Consider the following 13,355-nt stretch of genomic DNA (forward strand, 5'->3'; position numbering starts at 1 on the left):
GTACACCTCCTGCGTGCAAAAGTTTCGCCATGCCGCCAACGGCGGACAGCCTAAGGCGGCACAACGCATTACGACTCTTCGTTATTGTTCCCTTGGGTAAAGATGAGCACATACTTCAACAGCTCAAATACGGCGATCAATGTCGCGGCCACATACGTCAACGCCGCTGCGCCGAGCACTTTGTTCACGCCGCGAACTTCATCCGGAGCGATAATTCCTTCCGCCAAGATAAACCGTTTCGCCCGGGCGCTCGCATTAAACTCGACCGGCAGCGTGATGACTTGAAACGCCACCGCCAGTGAGAAGAACAAAATGCCGAGACCGATCAATGAAAATTGATGGAGCAAAAACCCAACGAGCAGTAAAAACGGAGCCACGCCGGAAGCCAAATTCACAACCGGGAACATCCGGTGGCGAAGAACGAGCGCCGCATACCCTTGCTGATGCTGAACCGCATGACCGACCTCATGGGCGGCAACGGAAATGGAAGCGATCGAACGCCCGTAAAAGACAGGTTCCGACAAACGAACAGTGCGGGAAATTGGATCGTAATGGTCGGACAATCGTCCCGGAACGACCTCAACCGGCACGTGATGCAAGCCGTGGCGGTCCAAAATCATGCGCGCCACTTCCGCCCCCGTCAACCCCGATGAGGCTGGAACTTCAGACCAGGCATTGAAATTCCTTGATACCTTCCATTGCGCCCAAAGCGATATGAAGAAGGCGATAAAAATGAAAATATCCATCGGATGGAATAGCATCTCAGCACCCTCCGTTTTTCCAATTGTGTATACTATTATTTATTGTACTTGTTCATCATTTCATACGTCAAATATGTCACCTTGGTTTCATTTCTCTTATAGAAAAAACAGCGCCGACGACGGGCGCTGTTTGGCCGATCCTGTTTATCAAAAGTTGAAGTTGTCTGGATCGGCGCCAATCCGTTTATTCAAGTTTAACGCATCAATTTGCTTCATTTCCTCGGCTGTCAACGAAAAATCGAAAAGGTTGGCATTTTCTTTAATACGCGCCGGCGTCACCGATTTCGGGATCGTCACGACGCCGTGCTGCAAATCCCAACGCAACACGACTTGCGCTGGCGTTTTCCCGTATTTTTTGCCAATTTCAACGATTGTCGGTTCGGTTAAAATTTCCCCGCGCATAAGCGGCGACCATGCCTCAAGCTGGATGCCGTTTTCCCGGCAAAACGCCTGCAGCTCTTTTTGCGTTAAGCGCGGATGGTACTCGACTTGGTTGACCATCGGCTTAATTTCGCAGTCAGCCAGCACATCTTGCAAATGGTGAATTTGGAAGTTGCTGACGCCAATTGCACGCACATACCCGTCTTTATATAGCTTTTCAAGCGCCTTGTACGTCTCTTTATATTTCCCTTTCACCGGCCAATGGACTAAGTACAAGTCAACGTAGTCAAAGCCGAGCTTTTTCAAGCTTGTATCAAACGCTTTCAGCGTCGTTTCGTATCCTTGGTCGGTGTTCCATACTTTCGTCGTCACAAATACTTGCTCGCGCGGAATGCCAGATTCCCGGATCGCTTGCCCGACCCCTTCTTCGTTTTCGTAAAAAGCGGCTGTATCGACATGGCGGTAGCCGATCTCGAGCGCGGTGCGCACCGCGCTTCTTACTTCCTCCCCTTCTTTGACTTTATAAACGCCAAGGCCGACCCACGGCATTTGCACACCGTTATGTAATACAGCGCAGTCTTGCAAACTGTTCACTCTTCTTCCCCCTCCAACATCGGTATAGCTTTATTATGGAAAAACGGCCAGGAAAAAGCAAAATATATGCACAAAAAGCGAGGGAACCATTCCCTCTCCTGACCATGGCATCCTTTTTTCAATCACTCAGCGATTTTGGTCATTGATCATTTCCCTTCTTTTTTCATCATCCTCCACCTGTATTTCAAAAGAAATCTACTCGTCATTTTCAACTTAGAGAACAATGAAAGGCAAAAAAAGCGACAAGCGGCTTAAACCGCTATTTCTCCTATTGCACAATAAATGCCATTTACAAACGGTTAAAAATTTTATCAACACTTAACAATTATTTACATTCAATTTATTAACATTTCCCTTTTCCCCCCGTAGAATCATAATTGTGAATTGATTAAAAACGATGGAAGGGATGGTCAGTGATGGATCGCCGTTTATTCTTGAAATATGTAGGAAGCAGTACGGCAGCATTAGTCGCCGCGTCATCCGGCATAGACACATTAACAAGTAAGGCAAGCGCCATGACGGCAAACCATTTAATGAACGGTCAACCGTCAGGAAACGGCAAACCGCTTACGGCACCTTTCAAACCGATCAGCCGCACATGGGAAAACGATTTAGTTCTGCCGAAAGGCTATCGATACAACATTATCGCTTCATATGGGGATATCATTAACTCGAAGGGCGAAAGGTTCGGCGACTCGGCGGATCTTACGGTCTACTTTCCGATCGACAGCCTCGAAGGCGGCAACAACTCCGAAGAAGGACTCATCTGGGTTAACCATGAATTCCCTGAGCCAGAAAACTACATGAAAATACTAGGAATTGACCCGAGTACATTTAACAAGGCGAATCTTTCAAGCTACCCTGAATTGTTAAAAATGGAAAAAGAGGCAGTTGGCGGCTCAGTCATTCACGTAAAAAAAGAAAAAGGCGAATGGCGGTTAGTAAAAAATGACCAATATAACCGACGGATCGATGCGAACACTCCCATTCGATTAACCGGCCCTGCAAGCGGAAGCAAGGCGGTCAAAGGCGCGACAACGGTGACAGGAACGCTCGGAAACTGCAGCGGCGGAAGAACGCTTTGGAATACCGTTCTTTCTTGTGAGGAGAATACATATTACGGCGATGACTACGGATGGCCTGATTTTATTGATGAGCATTATGGCTGGGTGGTGGAAGTCGATCCATTTAACCCGAATGCGCCGATACGGAAGCATACCCCACTGGGACGCTTCGCTCACGAAAATACGGCAATGGGATTAACGAAAGACGGCAGGGTGGTCGTTTATATGGGAGATGACAAAGCCGATGCCTTCTTCTACAAGTTTGTCAGCCAAAAGAAATTCAACCCGAATAACCGCGAGGCCAACTTCGATATTTTAGAAAGCGGAACATTATACGTCGCTGATCTCGGAAAACAAAAATGGATCGCGCTCGATTACGAGACGAATAAAGATTTGCAAAACTATGAAAAAAACGGCAAAAAGTTTTTCACTAGCCAGGCGGATGTGCTGACCTACGCGCGGGAAGCAGGCGCTGCTGTTAAGGCAACACCGCTCGACCGTCCGGAAGATGTCGAAATCCATCCGTATGACGGCAGCGTATTTTTATCTTTAACAAACAATTCGAAGCACGGAAACTTCCATGGCCAAATCATCCGTTTGATCCCTGCGGAAGGTGACCACGGAAGCGAAAGATTCACGTTTGAAGTTTTCATCGCTGGCGGACGCCAAAGCGGCATTACGTGCCCTGACAACCTTCACTTTGACAGCAAAGGGAACCTTTGGGTTGTTGAAGATTTTTATGCGACAGAAGATAACGTGTATGCCGCGTATAAAAACTGCGGGGTGTTCATGATTCCGACCGACGGCAAACAGTACGGGGAGCCGTTCCAGTTTGCGTCCGGTCCGAGAGGGTGCGAAGTCACCGGTCCATGGTTCACTCCCGATGAACGCACGTTATTTTTAGATGTACAGCATCCGGAAACGTGGAATCCTTATCCCGGCCAACGTTTCGGCCGTTCCTGCCTCGTAGCCGTGCAGGGCGGACATTTCAATAAATAAGTGAAATAAATGCACAATGCAACATATGGAAACGGGCTAGCCCGTTTCCATACAAAATAATACATACAAACAGGAGGACGTTGCCATGCTGCAAAATATAGGTATCCCTGGTTTAATCCTCATTCTTGTCATTGCCTTGATCATTTTCGGTCCATCAAAACTGCCCGAAATCGGGCGCGCCTTTGGCACAACGCTGAGAGAATTCAAAAAGTCAGCGCGGGAATTGGTTTCAGATGACGAGTCAAACAAAGAGAGGTTAAATCATAAAGTGGAAAAGACAAGTTAGTTTCCTTGCGAAAGACATCTGTAATTCGTGTTTCATCCTTTGTTGATATAAAGAGGGGAGACGATGAAAAACCAAGAAATGAACTTGATCGGTCATTTGAATGAACTGCGCAAACGCCTCATCATTACACTTGGCGCTTTTACTATTTTGTTAATTGGATCGCTCATTTACGCACCGGCTATGTATCGATGGCTCGTTCAGGACTTGCCACTGAAGCTGGCCGTTCTCGGCCCAAGCGACATTTTGTGGGTCTATTTCGTCTTAGCCGGCGTGATCGCCATTGCCGGGACAATACCAATTGCCGCCCATCAAGCGTGGCTGTTCGTTCGCCCGGCATTGCACGAGCATGAGCAAAGACTGGCATTAGCTTACATTCCGGCTCTTTTCATTCTGTTTGTATTAGGAATATGCTTCGGTTACTTTATCATTTTCCCGTTTGTTTTTCACTTTCTTCTCTCCCTGTCAGGCGAGATGTTTACAACGCTCTTTACGGCGGAACGATACTTTCGGTTTGTCATTCATATGACGGTTCCGTTCGGATTTTTATTCGAACTTCCGGTCATCATCATGTTCTTGACGAGTCTTGGGGTGTTAAATCCGTACCGGCTGCAGCGAATGAGAAAATACGCTTACTTTGTTTTAATTTTAGTTGCAGTGTTTATCACTCCTCCAGATTTGCTTTCAGATATTCTTGTCATCATCCCCCTGCTGTTTCTATATGAGTGCAGTGTTTTACTGTCCAAAATCGTTTATCGCCGGAAATGCAAAGCGAACGAAGAATGGCTAAAAAACGAGATCCGCTCCATCCCTTGAAAAATAAAAAAGACTGCTCCAAAGGCCAACCGCTGCGGCCTTTTGGAGCAGCCCCTTGTTTCTTACTTCGCGATTTTCATATTCCCTTCCGCTAGTTGTTGTTCGGCAGAAGGATGAAACTCATTTTCCATTTTCGAAACGACAACCGTAGCTACTGCGTTGCCGATAATGTTTGTAATCGCCCGCGCCTCAGACATAAAACGGTCGACCCCAAGCAACAAGGCGATGCCTTCGACCGGAATCATCGGAAACGCCGCCAACGTTGCGGCCAGCGTAATAAACCCAGAACCGGTGACCCCCGCCGCCCCTTTCGAGGTGAGCATTAACACTCCGAGCAATGTCAACTCTTGCCAAATACTTAAATCAATGCCGTATGCTTGAGCGATGAAAATGGCCGCCATCGATAAATAAATCGATGTGCCGTCCAAGTTAAACGAGTACCCGGTCGGAACGACAAGGCCAACGACCGACTTCGAGCAGCCGTATTTTTCAAGCCGCTCCATCAGACGCGGCAGAGCTGATTCAGACGAGGACGTACCAAGAACGAGCAACAGTTCCTCTTTAATATAGGCGAGAAACTTAAAGATGTTAAATCCGTAAAACTTGGCAATTCCGCCAAGCACGACGAAAATAAAGAGCGCCATCGTAATGTATACCGATCCCATCAGCTTGCCGAGCGACACGAGCGAGCCGAGACCGAATGTGCCGATCGTATACGCCATCGCGCCAAATGCGGCAATTGGCGACACTTTCATGACCATATTGACTACGCTAAAGAATAGTTCTGCAATCCGTTCGAACAAAGAAAGCACTGGTTTGGCTTTTTCCCCTAAACCGGCTGCCGCCACGCCAAACAGGACGGCGAAGAAGAGCACCGGAAGCAATTCTCCACTGGCCATCGCTGCGACGACGTTATCCGGGATAATACTGAGCACGAAATCGACAAAACCGTGGCTCGTCTCTTCCGCCTGCTTCGTATATTGCGAAATGTCTCCACCTTTGACCGCATCGGTATTGAAACCAACACCCGGTTTGACGAAGTTAACAACGACAATCCCAATCGCTAAAGCAAATGTCGTGACGATCTCGAAATAAAGGAGCGCCTTGCCGCCGATGCGGCCGACCTTTTTCAAGTCGCCCATGTTGCCGATCCCGATCACAACGGTAAAGAAAATAATCGGCGCGATCACCATTTTGATTAACTTAATAAACCCATCGGCTAACACTTTTAACTTAGCGCCGAATTCCGGGAATAAAAACCCGACGATAATCCCTAAAAGAATACCGATAATGACTTGCACGGTTAAATTTTTAAATTTCCCCCGCATTTCTCCCACTCCTTTCATCTCCTTGACAACGCTTTCAGCACTATCATAAAGAAAAATCGATCAAATAAAAATATTATGGTGATAATGGTCGTTTTGGTCTTTTTGTTCTCAAACGTTTACAAAGGCTGCGTCTATCGCCAGAAAAGAGAGGGTGTCCGAAAAGGATCAGGACACCCTCTTTCGCCGCTATATATACGTACTGACTGTTTGTGCTAAACTATATGTTGTTCCGATCTTAAAGGCAGACGACCTTTTGGGTCAGCCTCCTATTCATCGGATTTCTTGATTTCATTCAAAAGTCTAGAACCGAACCGTCTCGTAAATTCCTGATACAGCGGGGCCAATTTCCGTTCCCATCTCCGCTTTTCTGTTTCCGACAGCAAATAAAGATGGACATCCTCACGCCGCTTCAGCTGCTGCAATTCCCGCTCATTTTGCGCCTTTGACTGGCGCAAATTCCATCTTGTCGCCTCGTCCATCGCTTCAGCTATGTTTTGCTGGATCTCTTTCGGCAAACTGTTCCAAAACGACTGGTTCATCATGACTGCATAGCCAAGATAGCCGTGGTTGCTGATTGTAATATACGGCTGAAACTTGTAAAACCCTTTCGAATAAATGTTAGAAATCGTATTTTCCTGGCCGTCAAACTCATGCCGTTCAAGCGCCCGGTATACACGGTCAAATGAGACAGCAACCGGTTCGCCGCCAAGCAGGCGAAACTGCTTGTCGATCACCTCGCTCGGCATAATGCGAAAACGCAACCCACGGAAATCATCAGGCTCGACAAGCGGACGCGTTGTGCCCATCATTTGCTTAAATCCATTGCTCCAAAGCGCCAGCCCTTTGATTCCTTTTTCTTCAAGCATTCCGAGCAGTTCGGCTCCCACTTTTCCGGTGAACACACGGCGCACATCGTTGTCATCGTGAAACAAAAACGGCAAATCGAGCACCTGCCACTCCGGGATGAGTTCTGTCACCTTCGAAAACGACGGGGCGATCATTTGTACATCGCCGCGCAACAGCGCATCAAGCTCCTCTCCATCCGAATAAAGCGAGCCGTTCGCAAACACTTCGACTTTAACGCGGCCGTTTGTCTTTTGTTCGACAAGTTCGGCAAACTTTTGCGCTGCCAGCCCTTTCGGTGTATTTTCCGCAACGACATGGCTAAAGTAAATGATAATTTGTTTTTGCAGCCCCCTTTGTTCATCATCGTATACAATCCGCTCTTGATCAGCTTGGCGGCTGCCGGTCCATGCGGCAAGACCGACACCGATGACAAGAAGGAGCACCCACCATTTCCACTTTCTCCCCATTATTCACCCCATGTTCATCCTTTGTTTTCTTCCTTTTTATCATATCACTAGAATCATGTTAGAATGAATAATAATGAATTTTCCGCATAGTAAAGAGGAGTTCATCGATGAATCGACTGCCGATCCGTTGGAAAATCACGATTTTAATTTTTGTCATCGTCAGCTTTTCGATGCTGCTGAGCGGCGTATTTATCATTAGCGACTTTTTCCATACGAAGGAAGAAGAATTAAGCCAACGCGCCTTGTTGACAGCGCGCACCGTATCCGAACTGCCGGAAGTTAAGCAGCACATTGTCGGGTCAAAGCAAAGCCGAGCGCTCGTGAACCCGATCGTCGAACGGGTGCGTGTCATCCATAGCGCCGATTATATTGTTGTGCTCGACATGAACAAAATTCGCCTCTCCCATCCGCTTCCAGCGATGATTGGTACCGTCTCCCGCGGGGCTGATGAAGGGCCGGCATTCGCGGAACATACGTATACATCGAAAGCGCGCGGAGAAATCGGGACAGTGGTTCGCGCCTTCGTCCCCATCATGAATCGCGATCATGAACAAATTGGCGTTACCATCGCCGCTTACCGACTGCCGACGTTTTGGGAAGCGATTGATACGTTAAAAGAAGAAATCGCCATGGCGGTCGTTTTGTCGCTAGCCGCCGGCGGAAGCGGAGCTTGGCTGCTCGCCTCTCATATTAAGCGGCAAATGTTTGAGCTTGAACCGCATGAAATCGCCAAACTGCTTGTGGAGCGGACAGAGGCGTTTAACGCCATGCACGAAGGCGTCATCGCCATTGACAGCAATGAAAACATCACCATTTTTAATGATCGGGCGAAGCAAATGCTTGGCATCGAAGGGGACGTAATCGGACGCCCGATTCGTTCCGTAATCCCGGATACGTACCTTCCGGAGATCTTGGAAGTGAACAAACCGATTTACAACAAAGAACTACAGCTCGGCAACTTAACGATTTGGAGCAACCGCATCCCGATTAAGGTCAATGGGGAAACGGTTGGCGCGATTGCCATATTCCAAGATCGCACCGAAGTGAAACGGCTGGCTGAGGAATTAACGGGGGTAAAGGCGTTTGTCCACGCCTTGCGTGTGCAAAACCATGAGTACATGAATAAGCTCCATACGATTGCCGGCCTGATCCAGCTCGGTCATGTTGAGAAGGCGCTTGAGTACGTGTTCCAAGTTACGGAAGAACAGGCGGAGCTCACGCAGTTTTTAAGCCGCAACATCAAGGATGAGAGCATTTCCGGACTATTGTTAAGCAAAATCCGCCGCGGCAAGGAGCTCGGCATTCGTGTGACGATCGACCGGCACAGCCGGCTGCACCGCTTCCCGCCGCACCTCGACCATCATGATTTCGTCATTCTCCTTGGCAACCTGATTGAAAACGCCTTCGATGCGTTCCAAGGGATCACCGATCGGGAGAAAGAAATCTACATCAGCATGGAACAAAATGAAGAGATTTGCTCCCTCTCGGTTGAGGACAACGGCCAAGGCATCGCCCGCGAGCATATCGATCGCATTTTTGACGAAGGCTTTTCAACAAAAGGAAAGAACGGACGCGGCATCGGCCTATATTTGGTGAAGCAAATTGTGGAAAAGGGAAACGGCCACATCAGCGTTCAGTCCGAGGAAGGGAAAGGAACCGTATTTACCATTACGTTTGATATGTAACGCCATTGATTCATGCAGCGGCGGCCGCATTCGACGCGCTTCCGCCCTCGAGATAAAGGAGGAAAGGCAATGTATCGTGTATTGCTCATTGAAGATGACCCGATGGTTCAAGAAGTAAACCGGCAAATGATTGAACAAGTGAACGGTTTCACCGTCGTCGGCCTCGCCGGGAACGGAGAGGAAGGGCTGCGGTTGATCGAGGAACTCCACCCTGATGTAGCGGTCATTGACATTTACATGCCGCAATTAGACGGCCTCGAGACGTTAAAGGAAATTCGCGCCCGTGGGCATGAAGTGGATATTCTGGCCATCACCGCCGCAAGCGACATCGAAACCGTGCGCCGCGTTCTGCAAAACGGCACATTTGACTATATTGTCAAACCGTTCAAATTCGAACGGCTCAAACAGGCGTTAGAAAATTATCGCACCTTCCGTCAATCATTGGCGGAAAAAGAGTCGCTCACCCAAGCGGAGCTTGATGCGCTGCGGCAAACACCGGAGCAGCCGGCCGTCTCACCGGCAGAACTTCCGAAAGGATTAAACGAAGTGACATTGGAAAAAGTGATCGCTTATTTGCGCCAGCACCGTTTCCCCGTCTCCGCTGAAGAAGTGGCCGAGGGGGTCGGCATCGCCCGCGTCACCGCCCGCCGCTATTTAGAGCATCTCGAGAAAAGCGGAAAAGTCGTGCTTGATGTGCAATACGGCGGTGTTGGCCGCCCCGTCAACCGCTATGAGTTGAAACGGCTATAGCCTACCCGGTAGCCCGCACGATCAATCGGGTAGGCAACTCTTCTTGTTTTCGCGGGACATTTCCTGTCTCCAGCCAATGGTGAAGAAGGCGGAATGCTCTTTCTCCGAGCGTAAAATGAGGAAGCGCCACGGTTGTAATGCCCAGCATTTCGGCCAACGGATCATTATCAAATCCAATGATGGCAAGCTCCTCTGGAATACGCACCCCGACGCGCTGCGCGTATAACACGATGCCGGCCGCCACTTGGTCGCTCGTCACAAGCAAAGCGCTCGGCCGCTCCCCCATTGCCATCCATTGCTCGATCACGCGCTTTCCGTCTTCAAGAAATAGACAACCGTCAAAAATCCATTGGCGCTGGGGAGTGACGCCGGCGTCACGCAATACCTCTTCATACGCCGCCGCCCGCGCCTGGCTGTTCGGGCCTGTCCTTCTTCCAATGCAATAGCCAATCCGTCGGTGTCCTTTGTCCAGCAAATAGCGAAGCGCTTTGGCAAACGCTTGGTAGTGGTCGATGTAAACCGTGAAAAAGTCATACCCATCCACTCGTTCACATAAAGCAATCGGTCCCTCTTCTTGATATTCCGCAAAAATCTCCCAGTCCGCTTGATGAGAACAGACGATCAATCCATCCATTTGCTTCATCCGCAACCGCTCTAGCGCCTCGAGCTCTCGCTCAACGTCATAATTCGTCTGAAACAAAAGCAACTGATAACCGTAACGAAGCGCCTCCTTGGAAACCCCTTCGATAATCGCGGAAAAATAAGGGTGATGAATGTACGGGAGCATGACTCCGACGATCGTTGTCCTTCCTTTCGCCAAATGGACAGCTTGAATGTTTTTTGTATAATTGAGCTTCTCAACTGCCTCCCAAACCGCCTTCCGCTTTTCCTCGCTTACATACGGATACCCGTTCAATACCCTTGATACAGTAGCCACCGAGACGCCCGCTTCTTTCGCCAAATCGCGGATGTTCGCCACGTTCCCACCCTTTCCTAAAAAACGCTTGACTTGAAACGCGTTTCATCCATTATGTTGATTTCACCATCTAGTATACAAAAGGAGGGTTCATATGCTTTACGGATTTGCCTTGCTCACTCTGCTCATCGCCATCATTTGGGGAGGTGCACATATCGCCTTGAACGCCAAAAACGAAAGGAATTCAAACAAGCAGAGAAATTAAAGGAAATGAGTCTGTTTGTTTCCACCGTTTCAACTGCTATAATGAATGGTATATGGAAAGCAAGGAGGAATCAAGATGCTTCGATATTGGAAATCGCTTTTCTCCATCGCTGTCACCGCCGCCTTGCTTGCCGGTTGCGGTACAGAGACACCTTTATCAAAAGAGACAGAAGCGAAAGCCAAACAAACGGCAAGTTCAGACGAGAATCCCACCAACACGCAAACAGCAGAGCCAGCAGTTCAAGAAACTCCCCGTGCTGACGAACAAAATCAAGCAGGAGGCGGACAAAGTGGGGCGACAGGGGATGAAGCCGTTTCTTCCCGTCCAACAACTTCCTTGTCTTACCAAATGGGAAATCAAACAGTCACAGGGACAGCAACGTTGACCATAAGTGACAACCAGCATTTCTCGCTTTATGTCCTAGACGGGTGGACGCTCGACGCTGAAGAACCGCATGCTGATGTATTGCTCCATGGGGACACGTTCGCCCGCATCCGCCTTCTTCATAACGAGGAGACAAACTATGAGCAGTTGGCCAAAGAACATGCCCAAGCGGTCGATGCCAATGCCGCCCGTCAGCAAACGGATCAACTTCCAAAACCGTTCGCTGATGCCGTTTGGTACACTGCCCAAGCCGATGGCGTTACCGTTCACGTCATCGCCAGCGCTCACCCAGCGCCGATGCTCTTGACAGTGCACGCTCCTAAAGAACAAGATGTACTTGGCGCTGTGCTTGCCATGGTGGCGACGCTGCAAAAGCAATAACTAATTTGAGGGAGGGCCATCGCCCTCCCTTTCCAAAAAGAAAAACCCCCTTTTTTTCAGCCGTAAGAGGGTCAGACGAGCTGTTTGCTTTCTTCTTTGCGGAAAAACGTTCTCATGGCATGAAATACGTCCGATTTTTGCTTTAGGATATAATAGCGGAATTTCTCATCTTTAATATTGCGGTACGCTGACATGAGCGTGGAATGGCGGTTGTACTGGTTGACTTCCCCGTACCCAAACATGTTCGATACTTTCATCAATTCTTGAACAAGCTTGACGCAGCGGGCATTGTCAGACGTTAAGTTGTCGCCGTCAGAGAAATGGAACGGATAAATGTTGTAGCGTGACGGAGAATATTTTGTTTCAATTAGTTCAAGAGCTTTGCGGTAGGCCGAGGAGCAGATCGTTCCACCGCTTTCCCCTTTGGTGAAAAATTCTTCCTCACTGACAACTTTCGCTTCAGTATGATGGGCAATAAAGGCGATGTCGACCGTCTCATACTTCGTGCGCAAAAAGCGCGTCATCCAGAAGAAAAAGCTGCGCGCCATATATTTTTCCCACATGCCCATCGAACCGCTTGTGTCCATCATCGCCAGGACAACCGCTTTCGATTCCGGTTTGACGACTTCGTTCCACGTTTTAAACTTCAAATCCTCGCGGTAAATCGGATAAAAGCTCGGTTTGCCGCTCATGGCGTTGCGTTTGAACGCCGCGAGCATCGTCCGCTTTTTATCGATGTTCCCCATCAGCCCGGTGCGGCGAATATCATTAAACTCGATGTGCTGGACAACGTTTTGGTCGAGCTCTTTCCGCTTCAAATTAGGAAGCTCCAATTGGCTGAAGAGCGCCTCTTCAATTTCCATTAACGACACTTCGGCTTCGTAATAGTCTTGGCCTGGCAGGTCACCGGCCCCTTGGCCTTTCCCTGGCCCCTGCCCCTCCCCGCTCCCGTCTCTGGCTACCACATCACCGACTTGGCTGTCTCCGTTTCCTTGGCCGACGTGCTTGTTTTTCTCGTAGTTATAGCGAATTTTATACTCATCAAGCGAACGGATCGGAATTTTAATGACGTCACGTCCGTTGGACATAATAATGCTTTCTTCCGTGATTAAATCCGGCAAGTTATTTTTGATCGCTTCTTTTACCTTTTCTTGATGGCGCTTTTGATCGTCATGCCCTTTGCGGTGGAGGGACCAGTCTTCTTTCGATACAACGAAATTCCCCTTCATTTTTTCCCCTCCTTTGTTAAAATGGGTTTCACACTTTTTGCTTTCCCGCATATACTTATGTTGGCGTCATCAAAACGGACCATCACTATGCCAAGTTGTTTATTTTATCCTATGCAAAAATTCAAAATAATTGACAGATGAATGCGGAAAATAGAAAAGTGGGCAAGAGGCGGACAAGCCCAATTGTCGACGTAAAAAAAGCATGC

12 protein-coding genes are annotated in these 13,355 nt (G+C 48.7%); 6 read left to right on the forward strand and 6 right to left on the reverse strand.

Annotated features, from left to right (window positions below; genetic code table 11):
* Nucleotides 1-68: 68 nt before the first annotated feature.
* Together B9L21_RS13125 and B9L21_RS13130 are read right to left on the reverse strand one after the other, a co-directional pair.
* The gene (locus tag B9L21_RS13125) at nucleotides 69-761 is read right to left on the reverse strand and encodes a zinc metallopeptidase (RefSeq protein ID WP_033009347.1); all 693 of its coding nucleotides are present in this window, start codon (nucleotides 759-761) and stop codon (nucleotides 69-71) included.
* Nucleotides 762-908: 147 nt separating this feature from the next.
* The gene (locus B9L21_RS13130) at nucleotides 909-1,736 is read right to left on the reverse strand and encodes an aldo/keto reductase (RefSeq protein WP_063166703.1); all 828 of its coding nucleotides are present in this window, start codon (nucleotides 1,734-1,736) and stop codon (nucleotides 909-911) included.
* A 416-nt stretch (nucleotides 1,737-2,152) separates the two neighbouring features.
* On the opposite strand from B9L21_RS13130, the gene B9L21_RS13135 reads away from it, so the two are divergent.
* The 3 genes from B9L21_RS13135 (at nucleotide 2,153) to tatC (ending at nucleotide 4,898) form a co-directional block, all read left to right on the forward strand.
* On the forward strand, nucleotides 2,153-3,799 hold the full coding sequence (locus tag B9L21_RS13135; RefSeq protein WP_063857361.1) for a PhoX family protein: 1,647 nt from the start codon (nucleotides 2,153-2,155) through the stop codon (nucleotides 3,797-3,799).
* Nucleotides 3,800-3,884: 85 nt separating this feature from the next.
* Nucleotides 3,885-4,085, forward strand: a complete 201-nt coding sequence (locus B9L21_RS13140) for a twin-arginine translocase TatA/TatE family subunit (RefSeq protein WP_063166705.1) — start codon at nucleotides 3,885-3,887, stop codon at nucleotides 4,083-4,085.
* A 63-nt stretch (nucleotides 4,086-4,148) separates the two neighbouring features.
* On the forward strand, nucleotides 4,149-4,898 hold the full coding sequence (gene tatC, locus B9L21_RS13145; protein WP_063166706.1) for a twin-arginine translocase subunit TatC: 750 nt from the start codon (nucleotides 4,149-4,151) through the stop codon (nucleotides 4,896-4,898).
* A gap of 62 nt (nucleotides 4,899-4,960) precedes the next feature.
* Here the strand turns inward: tatC and B9L21_RS13150 are convergent, their stop codons facing one another.
* Both B9L21_RS13150 and B9L21_RS13155 read right to left on the reverse strand, forming a co-directional pair.
* Entirely contained in the window at nucleotides 4,961-6,226 is a 1,266-nt protein-coding gene (locus tag B9L21_RS13150) for a dicarboxylate/amino acid:cation symporter (RefSeq protein WP_063167416.1), read from the reverse strand.
* 266 nt (nucleotides 6,227-6,492) lie between these two features.
* Nucleotides 6,493-7,539, reverse strand: coding sequence for a TRAP transporter substrate-binding protein (locus B9L21_RS13155; RefSeq protein ID WP_063166707.1), 1,047 nt, complete (start codon nucleotides 7,537-7,539; stop codon nucleotides 6,493-6,495).
* Nucleotides 7,540-7,646: 107 nt separating this feature from the next.
* Between B9L21_RS13155 and B9L21_RS13160 the strand changes: the two genes are divergently transcribed.
* Nucleotides 7,647-9,224 carry a sensor histidine kinase gene (locus B9L21_RS13160; RefSeq protein ID WP_063166708.1) on the forward strand — a complete coding sequence of 526 codons (1,578 nt, stop codon included), beginning with the start codon at nucleotides 7,647-7,649 and terminating at the stop codon, nucleotides 9,222-9,224.
* A gap of 69 nt (nucleotides 9,225-9,293) precedes the next feature.
* A complete protein-coding gene (locus B9L21_RS13165; protein WP_063857360.1) occupies nucleotides 9,294-9,974 on the forward strand; it encodes a response regulator in 681 nt (226 codons plus the stop codon).
* Nucleotide 9,975: 1 nt separating this feature from the next.
* Here the strand turns inward: B9L21_RS13165 and B9L21_RS13170 are convergent, their stop codons facing one another.
* Nucleotides 9,976-10,953 carry a LacI family DNA-binding transcriptional regulator gene (locus B9L21_RS13170; protein ID WP_063166709.1) on the reverse strand — a complete coding sequence of 326 codons (978 nt, stop codon included), beginning with the start codon at nucleotides 10,951-10,953 and terminating at the stop codon, nucleotides 9,976-9,978.
* Nucleotides 10,954-11,230: 277 nt separating this feature from the next.
* Here B9L21_RS13170 and B9L21_RS13175 point away from each other — a divergent pair, with 277 nt between their 5' ends.
* Entirely contained in the window at nucleotides 11,231-11,920 is a 690-nt protein-coding gene (locus tag B9L21_RS13175) for a hypothetical protein (protein ID WP_063166710.1), read from the forward strand.
* Nucleotides 11,921-11,991: 71 nt separating this feature from the next.
* On the opposite strand, the gene yhbH is transcribed toward B9L21_RS13175, so the two are convergent.
* Nucleotides 11,992-13,149, reverse strand: coding sequence for a sporulation protein YhbH (yhbH, locus tag B9L21_RS13180; protein WP_063166711.1), 1,158 nt, complete (start codon nucleotides 13,147-13,149; stop codon nucleotides 11,992-11,994).
* Nucleotides 13,150-13,355: the final 206 nt, after the last annotated feature.

The organism is Geobacillus uzenensis, assembly GCF_002217665.1.
Taxonomy (GTDB): Bacteria; Bacillota; Bacilli; order Bacillales; family Anoxybacillaceae; genus Geobacillus; species Geobacillus subterraneus.